21 protein-coding genes are annotated in these 24,408 nt (G+C 69.4%); 18 read left to right on the top strand and 3 right to left on the bottom strand.

What is annotated here, in order from left to right; genetic code table 11:
• Positions 1-167 precede the first annotated feature (167 nt).
• The 6 genes from ald to ABN028_RS30045 all read left to right on the top strand — a co-directional run bounded on the left by ald (position 168) and on the right by ABN028_RS30045 (position 6,249).
• Positions 168-1,283 (top strand): alanine dehydrogenase, encoded by a 1,116-nt coding sequence (ald, locus tag ABN028_RS30070; protein WP_349698937.1) that lies wholly within the window; start codon positions 168-170, stop codon positions 1,281-1,283.
• A gap of 74 nt (positions 1,284-1,357) precedes the next feature.
• Positions 1,358-2,299: a site-specific tyrosine recombinase XerD gene (gene xerD, locus ABN028_RS30065; protein ID WP_349332086.1), complete on the top strand. Its 942-nt coding sequence runs from the start codon at positions 1,358-1,360 to the stop codon at positions 2,297-2,299.
• Positions 2,300-2,533: 234 nt separating this feature from the next.
• The gene (locus ABN028_RS30060) at positions 2,534-3,421 is read left to right on the top strand and encodes a ParA family protein (protein WP_502879226.1); all 888 of its coding nucleotides are present in this window, start codon (positions 2,534-2,536) and stop codon (positions 3,419-3,421) included.
• Complete coding sequence (locus tag ABN028_RS30055; RefSeq protein WP_349698935.1) at positions 3,418-4,521, top strand: segregation and condensation protein A; 1,104 nt, start codon at positions 3,418-3,420, stop codon at positions 4,519-4,521. Before ABN028_RS30060 ends, ABN028_RS30055 begins: the two co-directional genes overlap by 4 nt.
• Before the next feature lie 2 nt (positions 4,522-4,523).
• Positions 4,524-5,489: an SMC-Scp complex subunit ScpB gene (scpB, locus tag ABN028_RS30050; RefSeq protein ID WP_349698934.1), complete on the top strand. Its 966-nt coding sequence runs from the start codon at positions 4,524-4,526 to the stop codon at positions 5,487-5,489.
• Positions 5,482-6,249: a pseudouridine synthase gene (locus tag ABN028_RS30045; RefSeq protein WP_349332090.1), complete on the top strand. Its 768-nt coding sequence runs from the start codon at positions 5,482-5,484 to the stop codon at positions 6,247-6,249. Before scpB ends, ABN028_RS30045 begins: the two co-directional genes overlap by 8 nt.
• Before the next feature lie 6 nt (positions 6,250-6,255).
• On the opposite strand, the gene ABN028_RS30040 is transcribed toward ABN028_RS30045, so the two are convergent.
• On the bottom strand, positions 6,256-6,786 hold the full coding sequence (locus ABN028_RS30040; RefSeq protein WP_349332091.1) for a helix-turn-helix domain-containing protein: 531 nt from the start codon (positions 6,784-6,786) through the stop codon (positions 6,256-6,258).
• A gap of 61 nt (positions 6,787-6,847) precedes the next feature.
• Between ABN028_RS30040 and ABN028_RS30035 the strand changes: the two genes are divergently transcribed.
• From ABN028_RS30035 to ABN028_RS30025, 3 genes are all read left to right on the top strand, one after another.
• Entirely contained in the window at positions 6,848-8,161 is a 1,314-nt protein-coding gene (locus tag ABN028_RS30035) for an MFS transporter (RefSeq protein WP_349698933.1), read from the top strand.
• A gap of 368 nt (positions 8,162-8,529) precedes the next feature.
• The gene (locus ABN028_RS30030; RefSeq protein WP_349698932.1) at positions 8,530-10,332 is read left to right on the top strand and encodes a serine/threonine-protein kinase; all 1,803 of its coding nucleotides are present in this window, start codon (positions 8,530-8,532) and stop codon (positions 10,330-10,332) included.
• 32 nt (positions 10,333-10,364) lie between these two features.
• Entirely contained in the window at positions 10,365-11,117 is a 753-nt protein-coding gene (locus ABN028_RS30025) for a creatininase family protein (protein ID WP_349332094.1), read from the top strand.
• 94 nt (positions 11,118-11,211) lie between these two features.
• On the opposite strand, the gene ABN028_RS30020 is transcribed toward ABN028_RS30025, so the two are convergent.
• Positions 11,212-11,775: a TetR/AcrR family transcriptional regulator gene (locus ABN028_RS30020; RefSeq protein ID WP_349332095.1), complete on the bottom strand. Its 564-nt coding sequence runs from the start codon at positions 11,773-11,775 to the stop codon at positions 11,212-11,214.
• Positions 11,776-11,824: 49 nt separating this feature from the next.
• On the opposite strand from ABN028_RS30020, the gene ABN028_RS30015 reads away from it, so the two are divergent.
• Positions 11,825-12,742, top strand: a complete 918-nt coding sequence (locus ABN028_RS30015) for an SDR family oxidoreductase (RefSeq protein ID WP_349698931.1) — start codon at positions 11,825-11,827, stop codon at positions 12,740-12,742.
• A 151-nt stretch (positions 12,743-12,893) separates the two neighbouring features.
• On the opposite strand, the gene ABN028_RS30010 is transcribed toward ABN028_RS30015, so the two are convergent.
• Entirely contained in the window at positions 12,894-13,778 is an 885-nt protein-coding gene (locus ABN028_RS30010) for a glycoside hydrolase family 16 protein (RefSeq protein WP_349332097.1), read from the bottom strand.
• Positions 13,779-13,956: 178 nt separating this feature from the next.
• Between ABN028_RS30010 and ABN028_RS30005 the strand changes: the two genes are divergently transcribed.
• From ABN028_RS30005 to ABN028_RS29970, 8 genes are all read left to right on the top strand, one after another.
• Positions 13,957-16,347 (top strand): phosphoketolase family protein, encoded by a 2,391-nt coding sequence (locus ABN028_RS30005; protein ID WP_349332098.1) that lies wholly within the window; start codon positions 13,957-13,959, stop codon positions 16,345-16,347.
• A gap of 17 nt (positions 16,348-16,364) precedes the next feature.
• A complete protein-coding gene (locus tag ABN028_RS30000) occupies positions 16,365-17,459 on the top strand; it encodes an acetate/propionate family kinase (protein ID WP_349698930.1) in 1,095 nt (364 codons plus the stop codon).
• A 261-nt stretch (positions 17,460-17,720) separates the two neighbouring features.
• Positions 17,721-19,817, top strand: coding sequence for a discoidin domain-containing protein (locus tag ABN028_RS29995; RefSeq protein ID WP_349698929.1), 2,097 nt, complete (start codon positions 17,721-17,723; stop codon positions 19,815-19,817).
• A gap of 282 nt (positions 19,818-20,099) precedes the next feature.
• On the top strand, positions 20,100-21,104 hold the full coding sequence (locus ABN028_RS29990) for an acyltransferase domain-containing protein (protein ID WP_349332101.1): 1,005 nt from the start codon (positions 20,100-20,102) through the stop codon (positions 21,102-21,104).
• A gap of 157 nt (positions 21,105-21,261) precedes the next feature.
• A complete protein-coding gene (gene aroH / locus ABN028_RS29985; protein WP_349332102.1) occupies positions 21,262-21,672 on the top strand; it encodes a chorismate mutase in 411 nt (136 codons plus the stop codon).
• Positions 21,669-22,832, top strand: coding sequence for a prephenate dehydrogenase (locus ABN028_RS29980; protein ID WP_349698928.1), 1,164 nt, complete (start codon positions 21,669-21,671; stop codon positions 22,830-22,832). The genes aroH and ABN028_RS29980 overlap by 4 nt, the downstream gene beginning before the upstream one ends.
• A 42-nt stretch (positions 22,833-22,874) precedes the next feature.
• Positions 22,875-23,570, top strand: a complete 696-nt coding sequence (cmk, locus tag ABN028_RS29975) for a (d)CMP kinase (protein ID WP_349332104.1) — start codon at positions 22,875-22,877, stop codon at positions 23,568-23,570.
• Positions 23,555-24,367: a lysophospholipid acyltransferase family protein gene (locus ABN028_RS29970; protein ID WP_349332105.1), complete on the top strand. Its 813-nt coding sequence runs from the start codon at positions 23,555-23,557 to the stop codon at positions 24,365-24,367. The genes cmk and ABN028_RS29970 overlap by 16 nt, the downstream gene beginning before the upstream one ends.
• Positions 24,368-24,408 lie beyond the last annotated feature (41 nt).

Here is a 24,408-nt window from a genome sequence, read left to right as displayed (position 1 = left end):
CCAAAAGGTCGCGATATCCGGATTACACTCGCCCCGCCCAGACCTGAGGTCGCACGACCGAGCGACGATGGAAGGGTGGGTCGGCAACGACGCCGTCCCCAGCAGTGGTGAGGCCTCCCCGCTACCGCGGGCCCTTCACCACACAGTCAGGAAGGCGCTGAGCAACCGTGAAAATCGGGGTTCCCAAGGAAGTCAAGTGTCATGAGTACCGCGTCGCCCTCACCCCGGCGGGGGCGCACGAACTGACCCGGCACGGCCACGACGTGGTGGTCGAGCGTTCCGCTGGCGAAGGCTCGGCGATTCCCGACGCGGAGTTCGTCCGCGCCGGTGCGCGGATCGTGCCCAACGCCGACGACGTGTGGGCCGAGGGTGAGCTCCTGCTGAAGGTCAAGGAGCCCGTCGCCGAGGAGTACGACCGGCTGTCGAAGGGGCAGGTCCTCTTCACCTACCTTCACCTGGCCGCGTCGCGGGCCTGCACCGATGCGCTCCTCGACTCGGGCGTGACGGGCATCGCTTACGAAACGGTCCAGCTGGCCGACGGTTCACTCCCGCTGCTCGCGCCGATGAGCGAGGTCGCGGGCCGGCTCGCCCCCCAGGTCGGTGCGTACCACCTCATGCGTCAGGGCGGCGGCAGGGGCATCCTCATGGGCGGTGTCTCCGGTGTCTACGCCGCGAAGGTGGTGGTCATCGGCGCCGGTGTCTCCGGCCTCAACGCCGCCGCGATCGCCCTCGGCATGCAGGCGGAGGTACTGCTGCTGGACAAGAACGTCGAACGGCTCCGCCAGGCCGACCGCATCTACCGGGGCCACCTGCAGACCGTCGCCTCCAATGCGTACGAAGTGGAGCGCGCGGTCCTCGACGCCGACCTCGTGATCGGCGCCGTCCTCGTGCCCGGTGCGAAGGCGCCGACACTGGTGACCAACGACCAGGTGGCGCGGATGAAGCCCGGCAGCGTCCTTGTCGACATCTCGATCGACCAGGGCGGCTGTTTCGAGGACTCCCGGCCGACGACCCACGACGAGCCGACCTACCGTGTCCACGACTCGGTGTTCTACTGCGTCGCCAACATGCCGGGGGCGGTGCCGCACACGTCGACCTACGCGCTCACCAACGTCACGCTGCCGTATGTTCTCGAACTCGCCGACCGCGGGTGGCGCGACGCCTGCCGCGCCGACCACGCACTCGGGCTCGGCGTCAACACCCACGAGGGCCATCTGGTCAACGCCGCCGTCGCCGAGGCACACAGGCTGCCGCACGCCGCGCTTGACGAGGTGATGGCCTGAACGACACACACCTGAGCGACACACACCCGAGCAGGGCCCGGCAGGACGGCCGCCGCCTGCGCCACAATCAGAGGGTGGCGCAGGCGGCGGAGTCGAGCGTGCTGGGCAGGTCGCTGAATGGCTACCTCGACCACCTCGCGGTCGAACGCGGGCTCGCGGAGAACACCCTGTCGTCCTACCGTCGCGACCTCCGCAGATACGCCGAGTTCCTGGCGGTCCGCGGCCTCGACCGGGCCGACCAGATCGGTGAAGCCGACGTGACCGCGTTCCTGGTCCGCCTTCGCGAGGGGGACGCCGAACATCCGCCGCTCGGGGCCAGCTCCGCGGCCCGGACCGTGGTCGCGGTCCGGGGCTACCACAGGTTCGCCCACCGGGAGGGCTGGACACCGTCGGACCCTGCCCGCGACGTACGTCCCCCCGCGCCACCACGACGGCTGCCAAAGGCGCTGCCGGTCTCCGACGTCGGACGCCTCCTCGACGCCGCGGGCATCGGTGACACTCCGCTCGCGCTGCGCGACCGGGCCCTGCTCGAACTGCTCTACGGCACAGGCGCGCGCATCTCCGAGGCCGTCGGGCTCGACGTCGACGACCTCGACCTGGCCGTCGGTGAGGTCCTGTTGCGTGGCAAGGGAGGTAAGGAGCGCGTGGTGCCGGTCGGTTCGTACGCCAGTGAGGCGGTGTCCGCCTACCAGGTGCGCGCACGCCCGGCCCTCGCGACCGCGGGACGCGGGACCCCGGCGCTCTTCCTCAACGCCCGCGGCGGACGGCTGTCCCGCCAGAGTGCCTGGACCGTGCTCCGCCACGCGGCTGAACGCGCCAAGGTGACCGCGGAAGTCTCGCCGCACACGCTTCGCCATTCGTTCGCCACGCATCTGCTCGACGGTGGGGCGGACGTGCGCGTCGTGCAAGAACTCCTCGGGCACGCGTCGGTGACGACGACCCAGGTCTATACGCTCGTCACGGTGGACAAGCTGCGCGAGGTCTATGCCGCGACACACCCCCGTGCGCAGGCCTAAAGCCCGCCCTCCGGCACGATCAAGGGCTACCGTCTTAGAGAGCACGGCGTGTGTGCCGCACGGCTCGGACCATCGGGGCGGACGGCTCGCCTGCCTGGCTCACCACCGCGCCCTCGGGCATGAAGACGCGGAGTGCCCCGAGCGGGCACCCGCTAGAGTCACCGGACCGCGAGTGGCCACACCGGCGGTGCTGGCCAGATGGGGCAGGAGGTTACGCGAGCCGTGAACGACTCGATGAACGGTCCCGGAGCCGAGTCTGCCCAACTCTCTCGAGACGTGCAGAGCGACGGCCCGGAAGAAGCGCCCCGCCCTCGGATCAAGTTCCCCAAGCCGCCGCCGCTGGAGTCACACGGCCCGGCCAAGGTGATCGCGATCGTCAACCAGAAGGGCGGCGTCGGCAAGACCACCACAGCCATCAACCTCGGTGCGTCCCTCGCGGAGTTGGGCCGTCGGGTGCTGCTCGTCGACTTCGACCCTCAGGCGTCGCTCACGATCGGTCTCGGTGTCGACCCGCTCGGTCTCGACGCGTCGACCTACGACCTGGTCATCGACCACGAGATCAGTGCGCCGGACGTACGCCTGAAGACGAGCATCGACGGCATGGACCTGCTGCCGTCGGACATCTCCCTGTCCGGGGCGGAGATCCAGCTCGTCACCGAGGTCGCGCGGGAGACCACGCTGATGCGTGAGCTCGACCCGATGCGCCCGGAGTACGACTTCATCCTCATCGACTGCCAACCGTCACTGGGGTTGTTGACGGTCAACGCGCTCACCGCCTCCGACGGCGTCATCATCCCGCTGGAGTGTGAGTACTTCGCCCTGCGTGGGCTGGGATTCCTCGTCGACAAGACCATTCGTACCGTCCAGCAGCGGATCAACCCGAAACTGAAGATCGAGGGCATCCTCGCGACGATGTTCGACATGCGTACGCTCCATGCGCGCGAGATCCTCGAGGAGGTCGTCGAACGGTTCGGCGAGACGGTCTTCCACACCATCATCTCCCGCACTGTGCGCTTCCCCGAGACCAACAAGCTCGGCGAGCCGATCACCACCTACGCTCCGAGCAGCATGGCCGCGGAGGCCTACCGCCAGCTTGCGCGGGAACTCCTCACCCGGCTGTGACGGCGACGACTGAGGTGACCGACTCCGATACCGGAGGCGCGGCGGGGGATCCCGAGTTCGTCCGTGCCGAGCAACGCGCGCAGAGCTTCACCGTGCGCCTGGACAACTTCGAAGGTCCCTTCGACCTGCTGCTCGGCCTGATCTCCAAGCACAAGCTCGACGTCACCGAGATTGCGCTCTCCGTCGTGACCGACGAGTTCATCGGCTACATCCGGGCGATGGGTCCGCAGTGGGACCTCGACCAGACGACGGAGTTCCTGCTCGTCGCGTCGACACTGCTCGACCTCAAGGCCGCACGCCTGCTGCCACAGGGTGAGGTCGAGGACGAGGAGGACCTCGCGTTGCTCGAGGCGCGGGACCTGCTCTTCGCCCGGCTGCTGCAGTACCGGGCGTACAAACAGGTCGCGGGCATCATGGCTACCCGGATGGCAGCGGAGGCGCGGAGGTTCCCACGGGCGGTGGGGTTGGAGGACCGCTTCGGTCAGCTGCTGCCCGAAGTGCTCATCGGGCTCGGCGTCGAGGAGTTCGCGAGACTCGCCGCCAACGCGCTACGTCCTCGGGCCGAACCGGTGCTCTCGCTCGCGCACATCCATGCGCCGCGGGTCAGTGTGCGGGAACAGGCCACGGTGATGATCGAGCGGTTACGCCGGACGCGGTCGACGACGTTCCGGGCGTTGACGGCGGACTCGCCCAACCTCGTCACGACCATCGCGCGGTTCCTGGCTCTGCTGGAGCTCTTCCGCGAAGGTGCGGTGGCGTTCGAGCAGGCGGAGGCGCTGGCCGAGCTGACCGTACGGTGGTCGGGGAGCGATGAGGGTGACATCGCGGTCGGGGACGAGTTCGACGAAGGCGACCAGGCCGGGCTCCGGCCCGTCCAGGACACGGGACAAGCTCCGGCCGAGTCAGCCGAGGAAGCGCCTGGCGACGAGGCGGTCGAAGCGGAACCTGCGCGGGAGCCGGTCGCGGAGGGAGCTGCCGGGGAGGGAGCTGCCGGGGAGGGAGCTGCCGGGGAGGGAGCTGCCGGGGAGGGCCCTACAGAGCGGCAGCCGACCGGGGAGCATGCTGGTCAGGAGCAGGATGAGCGGGAGTCAGGGGAGTGACGGTGACGAGCGAGTACGAGGGGGACGTGTCAGAGGAAGCTCGCGATCCGGGACGAGATGACCCCCACTCGGTCGAGCACGAACCGTCGCCGACCGAACCACACCCTGTGGGCGAGCAGTCAGTCGGCAGGGAGCCGCTGGACCAGGAGCCCGTGGACCAGGAGCATGGTGGACCCACCGACCAGACGCTGGATGTCAGTGTCCCTGGTGACCTGTACGGACCGATCGAGGCGATCCTGCTGATCGTCGATGAGCCGCTGCCGGCGGTCACGCTGGCGCAGGTGCTCTCCCGCCCTCGCCCCGAGATCGAGGAGGCGCTGCGTGCCCTCTCCGACTCCTACACCAAGGAGGGACGCGGGTTCGACCTCCGCGAGGTGGCGGGTGGGTGGCGTCTCTACACCCGCGAGGAGTACGCCGATGTCGTCGAGCGCTTCGTCCTCGACGGCCAGCAGGCGCGACTCACCCAGGCTGCGCTGGAGACCTTGGCGGTGATCGCCTACCGGCAGCCGGTGAGCCGGAGTCGCGTGTCGGCGATCCGTGGCGTCAACTGTGACGGCGTCGTCCGTACCCTGCTGACCCGTGGTCTGATCGAGGGGGCCGGTGCCGACGGAGAGAGCGGGGCGACGCTGTACCGCACCACGTCGTACTTCCTCGAGCGACTCGGGCTCGGTTCGCTCGACGAGCTCCCGAGTCTGGCCCCGTATCTTCCCGACGTCGACGAGATGGACCCCGAGCAGGCGTCTTCCGCGATGGGAGAGTCGCCGACCTCTCCGCCCACCGGCGAATCGGCGCAGCCCGAGCCGGAACTTCCCCTGTCCGAGCAGCCGGAGGCGCCCGACGTCGCCGAGGCGACCGAGCTTCCCCACCAGGCGACCGACCTTCCCCACCAGGCGACCGACCTTCCCCACCAGGCGACCGACCTTCCCCACCAGGCGACCGAGCTTCCCCACCGGACCGAGGATGACTGAGCCGACCGCGACCGAGCGCGAGGGCGCTACCGAGCGCGAGGGTGTACGCCTGCAGAAGGTCCTCGCGCAGGCGGGTGTCGCCAGCCGCCGCGCGGCCGAAGACCTCATCACCGCGGGCCGGGTGAAGGTCAACGATGCCGTGGTGACCACGCTCGGCACCCGGGTCGACCCCGAGCACGACGTCCTGCGAGTGGATGGCGAGCGGGTCGTCGTCGATGTCGGCAAGGTCTATCTCGCACTCAACAAGCCGCGCGGTGTGGTGAGCACGATGAGCGATCCGGAAGGTCGCCGCTGCCTGGGTGACCTGGTTCGAGACCAGAAGGAGCGGCTCTTCCACGTCGGCCGGCTCGACACCGACACCGAGGGCCTGTTGCTGCTGGTCAACGATGGGGAGTTTGCGCACCGGCTGGCTCACCCGTCGCACGGGGTGGAGAAGACCTATCTCGCGGAGGTACCTGGACCTGTGGCGGCCAGGGTGGGTCGCCAGCTGCGCGAGGGCGTCGAGCTCGAGGACGGTGTCGCACGCGCGGACGCGTTCCGGATCGTCCAGCGCGTCGAGGGCCGGGCGATGGTCGAGCTGGTGCTCCACGAGGGGCGTAAGCACATCGTGCGGCGGATGCTCGCCGAGGTGGGGCATCCCGTCCGGCGCTTGGTGCGTACGTCGATCGGACCGGTCAAGCTCGGCGACCTGCGTGCGGGAAGCATGCGGCCCCTCACCTCGCAGGAACTCGCCGTCCTCCTCGACCTGGTGGAGCTGTAGCGCGAGTCAGGAGTCCCGCGTGAGGTCGGGATGCAGGGCGTAGAAGAGGGAGTACGCCCGAGCGTTGCGTCCGGGTTGGCGCGCCTTGAACTCCTCGAGCAGGGCGTTGAGGCGGGTGTCGAACTCGTCGCGTTCCTTCGCGGTCAGGCGCAGGCCGAGTCGGCTCGCCCTGATCTGGTCCGGGCGTTCGGCCAGGGCTCCCTCGACCTCGCTCAGGAAGGCGTCGATCATGGCCTGCAGGCCTCGTGCGGGTCCTGGCAGCTCGCTGACGTCGAGCGTCCACGACTTGCCGGTGGCGAGGTAGGGCACCTCGCGGGCGCCTCGGGTGCCGCGCCGGGCCTCCTGCGCGTCGAGGAAGCCGGTCGCGACGAGGGTGCGCACGTGATGCAGCGTGGTCGCCGGGTTGGCTCCCAGTCGTTCGGCGATCTGCTTGTTGGTGAGTGCCCGGTCGAGGCAGAGGCGCAGGATCCGCAGCCGGATCGCCGAGGCCAGCGCGCGGGCTTCCGCTTCGGTCGCGGGACGTCGCCGGACGGTCATGGCGGTCAGGATAGGACGTAACTGATTGACGAATCCCAATCAGTCCGCCACGATCACGTCCATGTCACGAGATCGCTCCCGGCTCGGCCTGTTGCTCGACCGCGACTTCCGCCGGTTGTTCGCCGCGACGACGGTGAGCCAGTTCGGGTACCAGGTCAGCTTCCTGGCGCTCCCGCTCGTGGCGGTGGAGACGTTGGAGGTGAACGAGTTCGAGGTCGGCATCCTGACCGCGCTCACGACCGCGGCGTTCCTGCTCGTCGGACTACCCGCCGGCGCATGGGTCGACCGGATGCGGCGGCGGCGCGTCCTCATCGCCGGCGACGTGGGCCGCGCGCTCCTGCTGGCGACGGTTCCCGCGGCGTGGTGGGCGGGCATGCTCACGCTCTGGCAGCTCTACGCCGTCGCGCTCCTGCACGGGATCCTCACTGTCTTCTTCGACGTGGCGTACCAGAGCTATCTGCCGCACCTCGTCGGTCGGGCCAACCTGGTAGAGGGGAACTCGCGGCTCGAGTCCGTCCGGGCTCTCTCCCATGTGGGCGGCCCGGGTGCGGCGGGATCCCTGATCCAGGTGGTCACGGCGCCGGTGGCGTTGCTCGCCGATGCGGTCGCCCTGGCGTTGTCGGCGGTGTTCGTCGTACGCATCACCAAACGTGAAGAGCGACCACGCCGGCCCGACACCCATCTGGTGCGCGACATCGGTGAAGGTCTGCGGTTCGTGCTGGGACACCGGCTGCTCCGGTCGATCGCGGCATGCACGAGTACGGCCAACCTGTGCAGTGCCGCGACGGGTGCGATGGTGATCTTCTTCCTACGCCGGGACCTGGGCCTCGGGGCCGGCGTGATCGGTCTGGTCCTGAGTGTCGCTGGGATCGGAGGGGTGGTGGGTGCCCTCGTCGCGCGACGGTTCGCGGCGTGGGTCGGCCAGGGTCCGGCGATCTGGCTGTCGGTGTGCTGTACGGCGCCGTTCGCACTTCTCCTTCCGCTCGCCGAGCCGGGATGGCGGATCTGGCTCGCGGCGGCGGGTGGCGCCGTCTTCGCGGTGGGTGTCGTGGTCTACAACGTCACCCAGGTGAGCTTCCGCCAGGCCGTCACCCCGGATCATCTCCTCGGCCGGATGAACGCCACCATGCGCTTCCTCGTCTGGGGTACACAACCGATCGGCGGGATCCTCGGTGGCGTACTCGGCAGCGCGGTGGGTGCGCGGACGACACTGGTGATCGGTGCGGTGGGCGGCAGCCTCGCCTTCCTGCCGGTGCTGCTCTCGCCGCTGCGGACGATGCGGGAGCTACCCTCCGGGCCTGAAAACCACCTCGAGGACCCGCTCGAAGTACAGGTCGTCGAGCGGATCGAACGGCGGCGATCCGAGCGGTCGTGACGAGGGTCTCGCCCGCGTCGAGCTGGTCGCCCGCCTCGACGCAGCCTCCTCGTGAGAGTTTGACCAGATGAACGCATGTGGTCATTCGTTCATGACTACCGGTCGCCGCTCCACCACGCGATCCGGCGCCCGGCACGCCCGCTGCAATCCCGGCCCAAGGCTCACACGAGGCGTCCTGGCCGATTTCGGCCAGCGCACGCACGTTCCGGGAACCGCCCGACGTCGTATCGGGGACGTGACGGCGATCGCGATGCGCATGACCGCCTCCCGCGGCAGCGGCGGTCGGCTGTTGGCGGCCTGGGGGGTGTGCTGCGTACGCTGCTGCCTGCATCGCCGCGCACGCCGTCGCGGTGCAGGAGAGCTCGGTGATGCGGGCCGACGCAGCAGGCCGGCTGGAGCGCCACAGGGCGGTAGGTTCCGGTGGCGGCGCCTGTGAGCAGCCGGTCATCAAGGGTGCGACGGAGGATGTTGTGAACCTGGAGTCGGCGATGGTGGGCACGTCGGTCGGTCGCTACCGACTCGACGAACTGCTCAGCCGCGGGGGCATGGGGGAGGTGTGGCGCGCCTTCGACACGACCCTCGGCCGGCCGGTCGCCGTGAAGCTGCTCCGCGCCGGACTCACCGACGCGGCGGACAAGAAGCGCTTCGTCCGGGAGGCGCGCTCGGCCGCCCAGCTCAGCCACCCCAACGTCGTCGCCATCTTCGACGTCGGCGACTGGCTCGGCTCCTCCTACCTCGTCATGGAGCTGCTCGAAGGCAAGACCCTCGCCGAGGAGCTGGCCGACAACGGGCCCCTTCCGATTGCCGACGTCCGCGACCTCGGCGCGCAGGCCGCCGCCGGCCTGATGGCCGCCCATGCGGCGGGAGTCGTGCACCGCGACGTCAAACCGAGCAACCTGGTACGCACCCGGGAGGGCACGCTCAAGGTCGTCGACTTCGGGATCGCCCGCGTGCTCAACGAGGCATCGACCAGGCTGACCCGGACCGGCACCATCGTGGGGACCGCTGCCTACATCGCACCGGAACAGGCGCGTGGGACCGACGCCGACGCCCGCACCGACCTCTACGCCCTGGGTTGCGTCCTCTACCAGCTGCTCGCCGGTCGCACGCCGTTCGTCGGCGGACCGACCGAGGTGATGTACTCCCACCTCTACACCGAGCCCGAACCGGTTACCCGGCTCCGTCCCGACGTACCTGCCGACCTCGAGGCACTCATCCTCAGCCTGCTCGCCAAGGATCCGGCAAACCGGCCCGCCGACGCCGCGACCGTGCGGACCGCGCTGGCGGGCACGGCGCAGGCTGTGCGAGCAGGTACCCAGGTCGACGCGGAGGCTGCGGCCGCCGCACCCACGATGGTGACGCCCGCCCTGCTGATGCCCGATCCAGCAGCGACGTCCCAACCGTCCACACCACCGGAGGCGTCGGCCGGACCGACGGTGGGTCAACGCGGCACGGTGAGGCCGGCACCGTCGACGTCCGCGTGGGGATCGGACGCCGCGAGCGCGGCAGCGAGCGGTTCCGGCACCGGATCGACGCGACAGTTCCGGATCGACGACCCTCAGCGCCCTCCCGAACGCGGTTCCGGTGGTGGTCCACGTCGGGGCCGGCGGAGACTGCGTACCGCTCTCCTGGTGCTGGCTGTCGCGCTCGCGGTGGCCGCCTTGGCCTGGTCCGTCCAGTACCTGCGTACTCAGGAGGACCCGACCGCGAACGCGCCGGCTCCGAAGACCACGCCGAAGCAGACCGTGCCCTCCAACACTCCGTCGCCCGAGACGCCGGGCACCGCCGAGGACGTTCCCGCCAATCCGGAGTACGGATCGCCGCAGTGGCTCCAGCAGCTCGACTCGACCCTTGCGACGCTGGAAGCCGAGGACCTGATCGAGGAGGACGTCGCGGACGACCTGCGCGACAGCATCGACGACGCCCTCCAGGCATACGCCGAGGGTGACGACAGAGGGGTGGAGCAGGAGTTGTCCCGCCTGAACAAGGATCTGACCAAGGGGTTCCAGGACGGCGACCTTCCGTTCGACGGTCCGCTCACCACGTTGTTCAACCAGGATTTCTCGGGCGACAGCGGTGGAGACGGCGATCGGAGGGGGGACGGCGGCGACGGGAACGACGGCGACTCTGACGAGGGCGATGGCTCTGACGGCGACGGTTCCGGCTACTGAGCGAGCGTGAGTCTGTGAGGGGTGTGGGAACCATGAGCGTGCTGCGATGGGCGGAGCTGACCCGTGAGCGGCTCTCCGAGCTGCTCCCCGAGGCGCTGGTCGTCCTGCCGGTGGGCGCAATCGAGCAACATGGGCGCCATCTCGCCACCGGGACCGATGCGTTGTTGGCCACGACCGCCGCCGAACGCGCGGTGTCACTCGCTGCGGAGTCCGCGCCGCGGAAGCTCGTTCTGGCACCCACACTTGCCTTCGGCGCATCGGACCACCACCTACCATTCGGGGGCACGCTGTCGCTGCGTCCCGAGACGTTGCTCGCGATCTTGCTCGACCTCGCCCGCTCCGTCGCCGAATGTGGTGGGCGGCGGCTCGTCCTCCTCAACGGACACGGCGGCAACCGGGGGATCTGCTCGGCAGCGGCGGCGGCGGCATCCGTGCGTAACCCGGTTGCCGTGGCCTACACCGACTACTGGGACGCCGCCGTCGGTGCCGACCTCGCCGGAGTGGGCGGTGGTGACACACCGCTACCTGGGCACGCGGGTGGCTTCGAGACGTCCCTCGTCCTCGCCGTCGCGCCGGAGTTGGTGGTCGACCGGACTGAGCGGTCGGCGGTCCCGGAGATTCCCCAGGTCACCGGCCTGGAGATCCATCGGCAGGCATCCTGGCACGAGCAGGACGGCTACACCGACCAGCCGGCCCACGCCACCGCCGACCGTGGTGAGGTATGGCTCGACCACCTCGTGTCCGTGCTGGCCGACCGGTTGGTCGATCTAACGAAGGCGCTCTGAGCGTCGGCCGCCACCGTCGGCGGGGCGAGGCCCCGAACGTCGCGGGTGAAGATCTGGCACGGCATCTGCCCGGCTCAGCCCGGGGCTGTCGCGTTCATGGACTCCAGGACTCCGTGAGACGTGTCAGCCGGTCGTGGAGGTACGCGCGCAGGTCCTGCTCAGGTGCGAACGCCCACCACAGGACGGCGCCCTGCCAATGTGTGAGGAGCAGGTCCGCGGCATCTGCCGCCGCGTCGGGAGCCTCGGTGAAGCAGGCACTGAGGACCTCCACCAGGAGCTGCCTCCACCTGGCTCCGCGCTGCCGCAGCTCGGGATCTCGCAGGTCCTCGCGCAACAGGAGGAGTCCCTCAGCGAACTCCTCGATGTCGGTGTCGTAGCGGGCCGACAGTCCGACGAGAAGGTCCACCGCGCCTGCTGGTGTGTTCTCGATCTCCTTGCCCAGCGCGACAGTCCTGGCCTCGAGCTGGTCCCACGCATGGTGAAGCGTCCGACGGCGCAGGTTCACCACTGTGCCGAACCGTTGGACCAGGGTCGCGGCGGACAATCCGCACGAGCTGGCCACGGCCGTGAACGTCAGTCGCTCGACACCGGTACGCCTGGTCACCGCGAGCGCAGAATCGAGGATCTGCGTGTCGGTGAGGGTCTTGGGTCGTGGCACAATTCCAAGTATAAATGAACGTCCGTTTATTAACTCGGAGGGTGTGAACATGACCACGCAGACACTGGGGGGCAAGGTTGCGCTCGTCGCGGGCGGTACGCGCGGAGCCGGCCGCGGGATCGCCGTCGAGCTGGGAGCCGCCGGGGCGACCGTCTACGTGACCGGCCGGACGACGCGAGAGCACCAGTCGGAGTACGCGCGACCGGAGACCATCGAGGAGACCGCCGATCTCGTCTCCAGTGCCGGCGGGACCGGCATCGCCGTACGCGTCGACCACCTCGTACCCGAGCAGGTGCAGCACCTGGTCACGCGCATCCGCTCCGAGCACGGCCGGCTCGACATCGTGGTCAACGACATCTGGGGCGGGGAACATCTCTTCGAGTGGAACACCCCGGTCTGGGAGCACGACCTCGAGAACGGCCTGAGGCTGCTGAGGCTCGGTGTCGACACGCACCTCATCACGGCACACTTCACCTTGCCGCTGCTCATCGAGCGCCCAGGCGGACTTCTCGTCGAGGTGACCGACGGGACCGCCGACTACAACGCGCGGAACTACCGCAATTCCCCGTTCTACGACCTCGCCAAGGTCTCTGTGCAGCGGATGGCGTGGGCGCATGCGAAGGACCTTGCCCCACACGACGCTACCGCGCTCGCTGTCACGCCCGGCTGGCTGCGTTCGGAGAACATGCTCGACCACTTCGGGGTCACCGAGGCGACCTGGCGCGATGCTCTGGAACAGGTGCCGCATTTCGCGATCTCCGAGACCCCGCGTTTCGTCGGGCGCGCCGTCGCCGCAGTCGCCTCGGACCCCGAGCGTGCCCGATGGAGCGGACAGTCGGTCTCATCCGGCGGCCTTGCGAAGGTCTACGGATTCACCGACACCGACGGCAGTTGCCCCGACGCCTGGCGCTACCTGGATGAGGTACAGGATGCAGGCAGGCCGGCCGACGTCACGGGCTACCGCTGACGAGACCCGTGCACGTCCACGGGTCGGCGACGACGTGACGTGTCCGGCGTACGGACATCAAGGACTGCTACCAGGCGTGGGTAGTCCATGTGCTGAAGCGGGCCCCGGAATCGGCTGGGCCTCTCACTGCTGTGCGGAGCCGGCCCAGGCGTCAGCGGCGCTGGTAGACGCGTACGTAGTCGACCTCGAAGGCGTTCGGGAAGACGGTGCCCGCGTCCGGTGGCCCGCCGCGGTCGTCGTTGACCCAGACCCCGCTGTTGAGGATGACGTACATCGGCTTGTCGGGAACGAACGAACCCTCGAACACGGCGGTCGGAGCGCCGTCGACGAAGAACACCGCGCGCCCGGGCTCCCACTGCAGGGCGTACGTGTGCCAACCGGTCGTCGGTGCCGGGCTGTAGGTCCACTGACTGTGCCAGTCGACGTCGGGCCACTGGCCGGTGGCGATGCCCTGGTGCAGCCCTTCGTTGCCGCCGAACCACTCCGCGATGTCGAACTCCGGCGGCCAGCTGCGGTCCTGCGGCACCAGCCAGAACGCCGGCCACAGGCCGCGGCCGGCTGGATACTTCGCGCAGATCTCCCAGTGGCCGTACGCCTGGTAGAACAAGTCATGGGAGGACATGAATCCCTCGGAGTAGGCGTACGTGCCGGGCGGGTCGTCGCCCACGACCGGTTCGTCGTTCGCGATCAGGTGGAGGCGACCGTTGCGCAGGACGATGTTCTCGTCGAGGGCGTAACTTCCGTACGAACTGTTGTGGTAGTGCCCGCCGGCCCGGCCCGGAAAGTCCATGACGGTGTTCCACTTGGAGCGGTCGAGCCGCGACGTGGCGAACTCGTCGTGCCACGTCAGCTTCCAGTCCCGCCCAGGGGACGGCGAGCCTGTGCAGGTGCGCGACGACGCGACGTCGGTCGCGGCGTCGGTCGCGGTTTCGGGTGGGGGTGGTGGGACGGCTGAGGCGGCCGGCAGGTGAAGCGTCGCGACGAGCATGCAGAGGCCCGCGACGACCGCAGGTCCCAACCGGGTAAGGCGACTCATGACGGCGACCTCCTGATGGGCCACCCTGAGTGAAACCCGTGCCCGGGTGGCGCGTCAACGCGGCCGTCCGAGGTTGCCCGACCAAGTACGGCGAACCGCCGGTTCGGGACCGTTTCGTGGGCACGACAGCGGGGAACCTGAACCTGAATCGAGGGTGACCCCGACCGGGAGGTCCGTGTTGAGCGCTCGCACCGCCGAATCGCCAAACGTCCTTCCGCCGTCCGAGCGGGAACTCCTCGACGCCTACTGGCGTGCGGCGAACTACCTGTCGGTCGGTCAGATCTACCTGCTCGACAACCCGTTGCTGCGTGAACCGCTACGTCCGGAGCACGTCAAACCTCGGCTGCTCGGCCATTGGGGTACGACACCGGGGCTCAACCTGGTCTACGTCCACCTGAACCGGCTGATCCGGTCCCACGACGTGTCGGCGATGTACGTCACAGGACCAGGGCACGGCGGACCCGGACTGGTCGCGAACGCCTACCTCGAGGGGACCTACTCCGAGGTCTACCCGCACGTGTCACGCGATCTGGAGGGGCTGCGGCGACTCTTCCGGCAGTTCTCGTTTCCGGGCGGGATACCCAGCCATGTCGCGCCGGAGACGCCCGGCTCCATCCACGAAGGTGGCGAGCTGGGGTACTCCCTGGTCCATGCGTACGGCGCGGCGTTCGACAATCCCGATCTGCTCGTCTGCGGCGTGATCGGTGACGGCGAGGCCGAGACCGGGCCGCTGGCGGCGAGTTGGGACAGCAACAAGTTTCTCGACCCGGCCCGCGACGGTGCCGTCCTGCCGGTCCTGCACCTCAACGGCTACAAGATCGCGAACCCGACGGTGCTCGCGCGGATCCCCGAGGCCGACCTGCTGCACCGGCTGGAGGGCCATGGCTACCAGCCGTACGTCGTCGCGGGTGACGACCCCGCGCAGGTGCACCAGCAGCTCGCCGCGACGCTCGACCGGGCGTATGAGGAGATCGTCGCGATCCAGCGCGACGCCCGGACCGGGCGTGCGGCGCCTCGCGAGCTGCCACGGTGGCCGATGATCGTGCTGCGGACGCCCAAGGGCTGGACCGGTCCCCGCGAGGTCGATGGCGTCCAGGTCGAGGGGACGTTCCGCTCCCACCAGGTACCCGTGTCCGACGTACGCACGAACCCCGAGCACCTCGCCGAGCTCGAGGCGTGGATGCGGCGGTACCGGCCGGAGGAGCTGTTCGACGCGGCCGGCGGCCTGCGCGCCGAGCTGGCCGCACTCCCGCCGACAGGGGAGCGGCGGATGAGCGCCAACCCCCATACCAACGGCGGCCTTCTGCTGCAGGGCCTCAGGCTGCCGGACTTTCGTGCGTACGGCGTGGACGTGCCCTCACCCGGCGCCGTCGACAACGCGCCCACCAAGGTGCTCGGCACCTGGCTGCGTGACGTGCTGCGGGACAACCCGACGACGTTCCGGCTGTTCGGTCCGGACGAGACGGCGTCGAACCGGCTGTCGGCGGTGTTCGAGGCGAGCGACCGCACCTGGGAGGCCGCGGTCGTCCCCGGCGATGACCACCTGGCCCCCGACGGCCGGGTGATGGAGGTGCTGTCCGAGCACCTGTGCCAGGGCTGGCTGGAGGGCTATCTGCTGACCGGCCGACACGGGCTCTTCAACTGCTACGAGGCGTTCATCCACATCGTCGACTCGATGGTCAACCAGCACGCGAAATGGTTGAAGGTCACCCGGCAGATCCCGTGGCGGCGGCCGATCGCCTCGCTCAACTACCTGCTGTCGTCACACGTCTGGAGGCAGGACCACAACGGCTTCTCCCACCAGGACCCGGGCTTCCTCGACCACGTGGTCAACAAGAAGGCCGAGATCGTGCGCGTCTACCTGCCCCCGGACACCAACACCCTCCTCTCGACGGTCGACCACTGTCTCCGCAGCCGGAACTACATCAACGTCGTCGTCGCCGGCAAGAATCCCGCACCCGACTGGCTGTCGATGAACGAAGCCGTGGAGCACTGCACCCGGGGGATCGGGATCTGGGACTGGGCGAGCAACGACCGCGGCGGCATCCCCGACGTCGTGCTCGCCTGCGCCGGCGACGTACCCACCCTGGAAACGCTCGCCGCCGTCGATCTGCTGCGCCAACACCTTCCCTCGCTCGCCGTCCGCGTCGTCAACGTCGTCGACCTGATGCGCCTGCAGCCGGCGAGCGAGCATCCACACGGACTCCCCGACCGGGAGTTCGATGCGCTGTTCACGACAGATCGGCCGGTGATCTTCGCGTTCCACGGCTACCCGCTGCTGATCCACCGCCTCACCTACCGTCGGACGAACCACGACAACATCCACGTCCGCGGCTACAAGGAGGAGGGGACGACGACCACGCCGTTCGACATGGTGATGCTGAACGATCTCGACCGGTACCACCTGGTCATCGACGTGATCGATCGCGTACCAGGGTTGGCGATCCGGGCCGCGGAGTTGCGGCAGCAGATGATGGACGCCCGGCTCAGGGCGCGGATCTACACCCGTGAGTACGGCGAGGACGCCCCCGCCATCCGCGACTGGCGCTGGCCGTCGGCGCGGGTGTGAGAGGCGCTGGAGCTCCGATGCGGGTGCTCGTCGTCAACGCCGGGTCGGCGACGCTGAAGCTCGCCCTCCTCGACGGCGACCGGGTACGTGCGAGTCATCAGGTCGACGTGTCGGGCGATGACTCGCAGTCGAGCGAGTTGGAGTCGGTCCTCGACGGGTGGGACACCCCCGACGCGGTCGGCCACCGGGTCGTGCACGGTGGTGGACTGTTCACCGGGCCCGTACGCATCGACGTCGGCGTACGCACCCAACTCCAAGCCCTGGTACCGCTGGCTCCGCTGCACCAGCCGGCCGCCCTTGCCGGTATCGACCTGATCGCGCGCCTGCTCCCCGACGTCCCGTCCGTCGCCTGCTTCGACACGGCCTTCCACTCCACCCTCCCACCCGCCGCCACGACCTACGCACTCCCGGCCGCGTGGCGGGAGTGCTCAGGCTTCGACGTACGGCGGTACGGGTTCCACGGCCTGTCCCATGCGTACGCCTCGCGCCGGGTGGCGGATCTGGTCGGGCGCCCGGTCGAGGACCTGCGGACCGTCGTCTGTCACCTGGGTGCGGGCGCGTCGCTCTGTGCGGTCCGGGGCGGGGAGAGCGTCGACACGACGATGGGTTTCACTCCGCTGGAGGGGTTGGTGATGGCGAGCCGGTCCGGCGACGTCGACCCCGGACTGCTGGTGTGGCTCCTGCGGCAGGGCGAGGTCGATGTCGATGCGCTCGACGACGGGCTGGAGTACCGATCCGGGCTGGCGGGGCTCGCCGGCACGCCGGACATGCGCGAGGTACTCGCACGGGCGGGTGACGGCGATGCCGCCGCGCGTCTGGCGATCGAGGTCTATCTGCATCGGTTGCGGGCGGGGATCGCCGCCATGGCGGCGAGCCTGTCGGGCCTGGACGTCGTGGCGTTCACCGGCGGCGTGGGGGAGCACGCTCCGGCGATCCGGGCGGGGGCGGCCGATGGGCTCGGCTTCCTCGGGCTCGGCGTCGATGCGGTCCACAACGCTGCCGCCGAAGGGGATGCGGACATCAGCGCGCCAGGGTCACCGGTGCACTGTCTGGTCGTCGCGGCGCGCGAGGACCTGCAGATCGCCCGAGATGTCGCCCAACTCCTCAACTAACTCCCGCCGGCGATGCGGGCCAATTCCCCACGATGCACGGCGAATATGCCGCGCCATCGTGGGGAATGATCACGTGTGCGTGATCATTCCCCGCACTTCTCGGCTAACCCGCTGGTTGTCCGGGTGATGGGGACAACGCCATCCAGCTCCGGACAGGGTTGGTGCACATGGCCGTCAAGCCGGTTGACTCACCGCCGGCGTGATCTAGGGTTCGGGCGTCCCGCCATCAGGCCCCACTGCGTAAGCCCCGAGGGAGATCCCATGGTCAGCCGACGCGTGTTTCTCACCGGCGCGGTCGCGGCCGGTGTCGCGTCCTCTGCGACGAAGCCGGAAGCCGCACTTTTATTTGAGTCGATTGGTAAGACCTCTGACAAAGTATCGGCGTCGACCGCCACCGACGCAGGTGGCATCAGCTGGCCCGAGGGCCAGGCGTTGCCGCACTTTCCCCGGGCTCGACACCTCCTGGTGGCCGATCTGGAGGAGGTTCCGCGCGACGAACAGGTGCTCTTCGCCTGCCTCCAGGGCATCGTCAACCGCACCTTGCCTCGCATCTACCTGCTCCAGCCGGGGGACCAGGGCAAGCAGACCTGGCTCACCGACGGCCTCGGAATCACGTACACCATGCTCGATTCGAGGTGGCGGCTGCTCGAGGAGTTCGCGGACGTACCGACGGGGATCGTGATCTACGACCCCGACGTGCTCGACACCATCAACGCGGCAACGGGTCTCGCGGGTCTGCGGGACGCGCTGGCCGTCAGCCCCGAACTCGCCGCGAAGCTCGCTGCAGACGGCTACGACTACCCCGTTCTCGAGGATCTACGGGGACGGTTCACCGGCCGCCTGGACGTCTACCAGTGGACCTACGACAACCTCTGGCCCGAGGCCACCCACCGGATGCTCGTCGGGCTCAAGCCCGAGGGCCAGCGCACCGGATCGGCGTACCTGCGGGACTATCCCGTCGCCAACCGCTCCCTCGTGATCTGGCTCGACTCCGCGATCCCTGCCGAACGCGCGCTCTACGCACGTTTTCTCGCCGACATGCCGACGAACTCGCCGTACCTCGGCTGGTTCCCGCCGGGAGAGTTCAGCTCCACCCAGCTGTGTTCGGAGAACGCCGTCTACGTAGTGCCGGCGGACTGGTTCGCCAACATGAGCGTCTGGTCGGGTACGCGGGCGGAGCCGATCGCGCAACCGAAGGCCAAAGCCCCAAGGCTGCGCAACAAGATCTATGTCACGTTCACGATGTCCGAAGGCGACAACCTGCAGTACAACCAGCGGGTCCTGCGCAGGATCTGGGGTGACCCGGCGCGGGGGAGCGTCCCGCTCAACTGGGGGATCAGCCCGCTGCTGCTCGACGCCGCCCCCGCGATGCTGCGCTACTACCAGTCGACCGCGACACCGAACGACCACTTCATGGCGGGACCCTCCGGGGCTGGCTACATCAACCCGACGCCGTGGCCGGACGCCGACTTCCGTACCTACACCCGGCACTCGGGGAAGTACCTCGAGGCGGCAGGGCTCGAGACCGTCTACGTCCTCAACCGCGTCAACGGACCGAGCGTCTGGATGACGGAGCACGAGGTGACGGCCTACTCCGAGGACATCGATCCGGCGGGTGTGATGTTCGGCTGGGAACGCTGCACTCTCACGAAGATGCTGACCGACGACCTGCCGCAGTCGGTCGTCATGCTCAACAACAACGTCGCGGAGCTGAAGGCCTCCATCGCCGAGGCGTCCCGCGGCTGGGACGGCAACTCGCCGCTGTTCCTGTCGATGGGCGTGCTCGCGATGGCGATGACACCGACCGACGTGGCCGGTGTCATCGCGGAACTCGGGCCGGAGTACGAGGTCGTGCGCGCCGACCAGTACTTCGACCTCATCCGGATGGCGAACCGACTCGACCCGATCAACGACGACGACGTGCCGGAGTTCGCGCATGTCGTCCCGCAGGGACAGATGACGGCGACGGCGACGAGTTCGCTCGAAGGATCCGGTCCGCAGAACGCGATCGACAGCGACGACGCGACCCTGTGGCACAGCGCGACGGGACCGGAGAACCCGCTGCCACAAGCGATCACCCTCGACCTCGGCGGCGACTACGTGACCCGTGCACTCGTCTACACACCCCGCCAGGATGTGAGCTGCAACGGCACCATCATGGGATTCCGCATCGCCGTCAGTACCGACGGCGCCGCCTTCACCGAGGTCGCGCAGGGGGAGTGGAGCTACTCGTACCACCGGAAGTACGCCGAGTGGCAGCCGGTCACTGCCCGCTTCATACGCCTGGAGGCCGTCGAGGGCTACAAGGGTCTCGCGTCGGCCGCGGAGGTCAACGTCGCCTACGAACCGGAGGCCTGACCCGCGGGCTCCTGGGAGCGCCTGCGACAGACGGGGCGCGGACGCCCGCACGCGTGGGAGAAGGGCATCAGCTGCTGTCGTAGAAGCCGCGAGGACCGGGGCATGGCAGCATCGTCCCCGCTGGCCAGCCGTGGTCGGCACACCAGGTTCGGTGGGGGCGCGGCTGGCGTTCTCCCGGGTGGATCTGGTTCGGTGGTCGGGCGGGTCGCTCGCGTGGGTCCTCGACGCCCTCGGTGCCGGTCCCCGCGAAGACAGGTCGAGGTTCTACGGAGGTGGCGGTCGTTGGGTACCGACGTCGATGCCGCAGCAGTCGTCACGCTGCTCGGATCTGGTCAGGAGCACGCGGACTGGGTGGCCGAACTCGCCCGGCTGTCACCGCCCGTGAAGGAGGTCCCACTCCCTGACCTCGCCGAGATCGACCCCCTCCTCCAACGTGTCGGCGTCCTCCCGGACGACGCCGCGGAGATCATCGCGACCCGCCCGTCCGCCGCCGGGGACCCCGAGCTCTGGTGGCTCCTACAGCGTTGCCACCAGTTGCTCGAGACCAGCATGGGCGACCTGAACTGGGACTGGCTGCGGTGGCCGCACCTTCCGGCGAGCCTCGGCGCCAAGGGTCGGTTCTTCTATGTCCACGTCCTCCTCGCCGCCGTGCCCACCGTCCTGCGCTACCACGAGGAGCGCGGCATCCCGGCCGACGTGAGCTGGGCGACCTTCGCCGACCTGGGCCGCCAGATCGCCATCTACCGGCGAATCCACGGCGTCGGCGGTCTCGACGTGCAGTTCTGGTTCTCTCTGCACTTTCGTGGCCTGATCTACGACATGGGCCGGCTGCAGTTCAACCGCGGGACCGTCAGCTTCGACGATGAGGCGATCGCCGCGACGGACGCTCCGTTCCGCAGGGGCGACACCGCACTGGGTGTCCACATCCCGGAGTCGGGTCCGATGACGCACGAGGCGTGCGAGGAGTCGTTCCGGCGGGCGCGGGAGTTCTACGACCGGTACTTCCCTGAGGAGGGCTACCGCTACGCCATCTGCTCGTCGTGGCTGCTCGATCCGCAGCTCGCGGAGTACCTCCCCGCCGACTCCAACATCGTCCGGTTCCAGCGCCGCTTCCAGCTTGTTCCCGGGGGACGGGTCGGCGACAACGACGTGTTCCAGTTCGTGTTCAGGAAGATCAACCCCACGATCGACGAGCTTCCCAGGCGTACGACGCTGGAACGCGCGATCGTGACGCACCTGGAGGCCGGTAGGCACTGGGAGATCCGGGCCGGCTGGGTCGCCCTCTGACGCCGGGTGATACCAGGCGCGGATAGGGTGACCCCGACGACAGGCGTCGCCACAGGGACAAATGCCGCGTTACCGGCGCTGTTCGTCGTACGCCTCCTTCTGGTAGGCGTACCCCTTCAGATGACGCGGCGACTCACAGCGGACGGAAGGATTCACCGTGCCGGTCCGGGCAGTCCGGGGTGCGACCCAGCTCGAGATCGACGAGCGCGAGCACCTGCTCGATCGCGTGGCCGAACTCGTCAAGGAGGTCCTGCGCACCAATGACCTCGACAACGACGACCTGATCAGCATCGTCTTCACGGCGACGTCCGACGTGCACTCGGAGTTTCCGGCCTACGCCGCGCGCCTGATGGGTATGACCGACGTCCCCCTGCTCTGCGCGCGTGAGCTCGAGATCGGTGGCGGGATGCCGCGGGTGATCCGGCTCATGGCCCATGTCGAGACCCCGCTCAGCCGGGACGAGATCACTCACGTCTACCTCCACGGCGCGGCCGCGCTGCGCCGGGACCTCTCCCATGTCTACGCCGTGCCGGACGACTCGCCGACGCCCCCTCCGGGGCAGCCATGAACCGACGTCCGACGGGTCGCATCCTCGTCATCGGTGCCGGATTGATGGGCACCTCGGTGGGGCTCGCGCTGAGTCGGGCGGGTCTCGAGGTCCTTCTCGAGGACCGCGATCCGGGACATGTGCGGGTCGCCGTGTCTCTCGGCGCGGGCGTACCGGCCAGTCGAGCGGACGTCGGCGGCGCGGATGGCCCGGGCGAGACGGATGGTGCGGCCGGGACGGATGGTGCGGAGCCCGATCTGGTCGTGGTCGGCGTACCACCCGCTGCCCTCGGGACCGTCATCGCCGACGCGCTGGAGCGGTTCCCGCGGGCGACGGTCACCGACCTTGGCAGCGTGAAGGCCGCCACGGTCGTCGCCGTCGCTGCGAGGGCGCCTGAGTTCCTCGACCGGTACGTCGGCGGGCACCCGATGGCCGGCAGCGAGCAGTCGGGACCGCTGGCCGCGCGAGCTGACCTGTTCGACGGGCGGGCGTGGGCGGTGACGCCGCATCCGGGAAGCCGGCCCGAGGCGGTCGAGGCGGTCGAGGGCCTCGCGGCGACCTGCGGCGCGTTCGCGGTGCCGATGGCGCCGGCCGAGCACGACGAAGCGGTGGCGCTGATCTCCCACCTTCCCCAGGTCGCCTCCTCGGTGGTGGCCGGCCTGCTCACCACCGCGGCCGAGGACCACCTGGTGCTGGCCGGGCAGGGCCTGCGCGACGTGACCCGGATCGCGGCCGGTGACCCCGACCTGTGGAGCCAGATCCTCGCCGCCAACGCCGAGCCGGTGGCCAAGCTGCTCCACGAGACGGCCGAACGCATGCACCAGTTTGCTGTGACCCTGGAGAAGTCCGTCCCGCCTGCGGAGACCGAGCTGGCGGCGCCCGGGGCTCCCGACCTGAGGAACGTCCTCGAACGCGGTGCCACCGGCGTACGACGACTCCCCGGCAAACACGGCATGCGTCCCGAGACCTTCGCGTCGGTACCGGTGCAGCTGCGTGACCAGCCCGGTGAGCTGGCGCGGCTGTTCGCCGATGTCGGTGCGGCCGGAGTCAACATCGAGGACGTACGCATCGACCACAGCCCCGGCACCCCCGCCGGGTTGGTCCAGCTCGCGGTGCACCCTGATGCCGTACCCGCACTCTTGCAGGCCCTGGCGCAGCACGGATGGGACGTCCACGGTTAGCCTGCGCGGCGGACCGGGCGGATCGTGGGAGGAGACGACAAGGTGGAGCGAGCCGACGAGGCAGATCTGGCCGGCATCGTGGTGGCGATCGACGGACCGTCGGGTTCAGGAAAGTCCAGTGCCGCACGAGGGGTGGCGCGACGCCTCGGCCTGCGTTATCTCGACACCGGTGCGATGTACCGCGCCCTCACCTGGTGGATGCTGCGAGCAGGCGCACCCCTCGACGACGCCGAGAAGATCGCCGCGCGCTGTGGGGAGCCCCACCTCGAGGTGACGACCGACCCGAAGGCGCCGAGGATCGCGATCGACGGGGTGGACGTCTCCCGTCCGGTGAGGTCGCGCGAGGTGACCAACGCGGTGAGCGCCGTCGCCGCCGTGCCAGCGGTCCGGACGCGACTCATCGACCTGCAACGTGAGCTGATCGGTGACGGCGGCATCGTCGTCGAGGGCCGCGACATCGGCACCACCGTGGCTCCAGACGCCGATGTCAAGGTCTACCTGACGGCGCGAGAGGATGTCCGTGCCCATCGCCGCGCGGCCGAAGGCCTGGCCGGCAGCAGGGTGGAGGTCGGCCTCACCCGCCGGGAGATCGCCCGCCGCGACCGGTTGGACTCCGACCAGTCCGGCCGTGCGTCCGACGCCGTGGTTCTCGACACGACTGAGCTCGACCTCGAGCAGGTCATCGACCGAATCGCGGCCCTCGCCGGCGAACGGGTGGGGGCGTGCGGTCCCCGATGAGCGGAGCGGCCGACCCGCCGCCCACTCCGTTCCCGCCACAGTTTTCGTCCCCCTCGGCGTACTGGCGAGGCACGCCGGGCCCGCCGAAGTGGCCGATGCGCCTCTCGCGGCGGCCCGCCTCTGGAGTGCTGAAGCTGGCCTGGAGGATCCGCGTCCATGACCGGCACCACGTGCCGGGCGACGGCCCGGTGATCCTGGCGTCGAACCACCTCGCGATCCTCGACGGGCCGGTCCTCGCGGCGGCGATGGCGCGGCCGGTCCATGGGTTGGTCAAGAAGGAGATGTTCCACGGCCTGCTGGGTAGGACGTTGCGGCGCCTCGGCCAGATCCCGCTCGACCGTGGGACGGCCGACGCCGGTGCCCTCAAGGCCGCGTTGGCGGTGCTGGACCGGGGCGACGTCCTCGCCATCTACCCCGAGGGCAAGCGCGGACCCGGCGACTTCACCGTGATCAAACCCGGCGTCGCGTATCTCGCCCTGTGCACGGGGGCGCCGGTCGTCCCGGTGGCCTGCCTGGGGACGCGCGCGCTCGGGAAGTCGACGGGGGCCGTACCCTCGATGAGGACGCGGATCGACGTGGTCTTCGGCCGGCCGGTCGTCCTCGAGGCGGTGCCGTGGCCACGCCGTCGCGAGGTCGTACGCCAACAAGCTTCCCGACTGCGCCAGGCCCTGATCGCCCACCTTCGCGAGGCGGTCGAGGTCAGCGGCCAGGCGGCGCCCGGCGCCGAGCAGGAGGCGGGACCCCGCGAGGCTGCCGCGCCCACCCCGGGACGCATCGACGTAGAGGAAGTTTCGTGACTGACAGGGAATCCCGGCAGGCTGCCGAGCTCGCCGACGCC

It is taken from the genome of Actinopolymorpha sp. B17G11 (assembly GCF_040196095.1).
Taxonomy (GTDB): domain Bacteria; phylum Actinomycetota; class Actinomycetes; order Propionibacteriales; family Actinopolymorphaceae; genus Thermasporomyces.
The sequence above is the reverse complement of the archived record's forward strand: the minus strand, read 5'-3'. Positions and strand labels throughout refer to the sequence as shown.

Coding starts and splice junctions, on each gene's coding strand:
- ABN028_RS30060 (WP_502879226.1), top strand. CDS start 2,534: ATGAACGGTCCCGGAGCCGAGTCTGCCCAACTCTCTCGAGACGTGCAG.
- ABN028_RS30045 (WP_349332090.1), top strand. CDS start 5,482: ATGACTGAGCCGACCGCGACCGAGCGCGAGGGCGCTACCGAGCGCGAG.
- ABN028_RS30040 (WP_349332091.1), bottom strand. CDS start 6,786: ATGACCGTCCGGCGACGTCCCGCGACCGAAGCGGAAGCCCGCGCGCTG.
- ABN028_RS30035 (WP_349698933.1), top strand. CDS start 6,848: ATGTCACGAGATCGCTCCCGGCTCGGCCTGTTGCTCGACCGCGACTTC.
- ABN028_RS30030 (WP_349698932.1), top strand. CDS start 8,530: ATGCGGGCCGACGCAGCAGGCCGGCTGGAGCGCCACAGGGCGGTAGGT.
- ABN028_RS30025 (WP_349332094.1), top strand. CDS start 10,365: ATGAGCGTGCTGCGATGGGCGGAGCTGACCCGTGAGCGGCTCTCCGAG.
- ABN028_RS30015 (WP_349698931.1), top strand. CDS start 11,825: ATGACCACGCAGACACTGGGGGGCAAGGTTGCGCTCGTCGCGGGCGGT.
- ABN028_RS30010 (WP_349332097.1), bottom strand. CDS start 13,778: ATGAGTCGCCTTACCCGGTTGGGACCTGCGGTCGTCGCGGGCCTCTGC.
- ABN028_RS30000 (WP_349698930.1), top strand. CDS start 16,365: ATGCGGGTGCTCGTCGTCAACGCCGGGTCGGCGACGCTGAAGCTCGCC.
- ABN028_RS29995 (WP_349698929.1), top strand. CDS start 17,721: ATGGTCAGCCGACGCGTGTTTCTCACCGGCGCGGTCGCGGCCGGTGTC.
- ABN028_RS29980 (WP_349698928.1), top strand. CDS start 21,669: ATGAACCGACGTCCGACGGGTCGCATCCTCGTCATCGGTGCCGGATTG.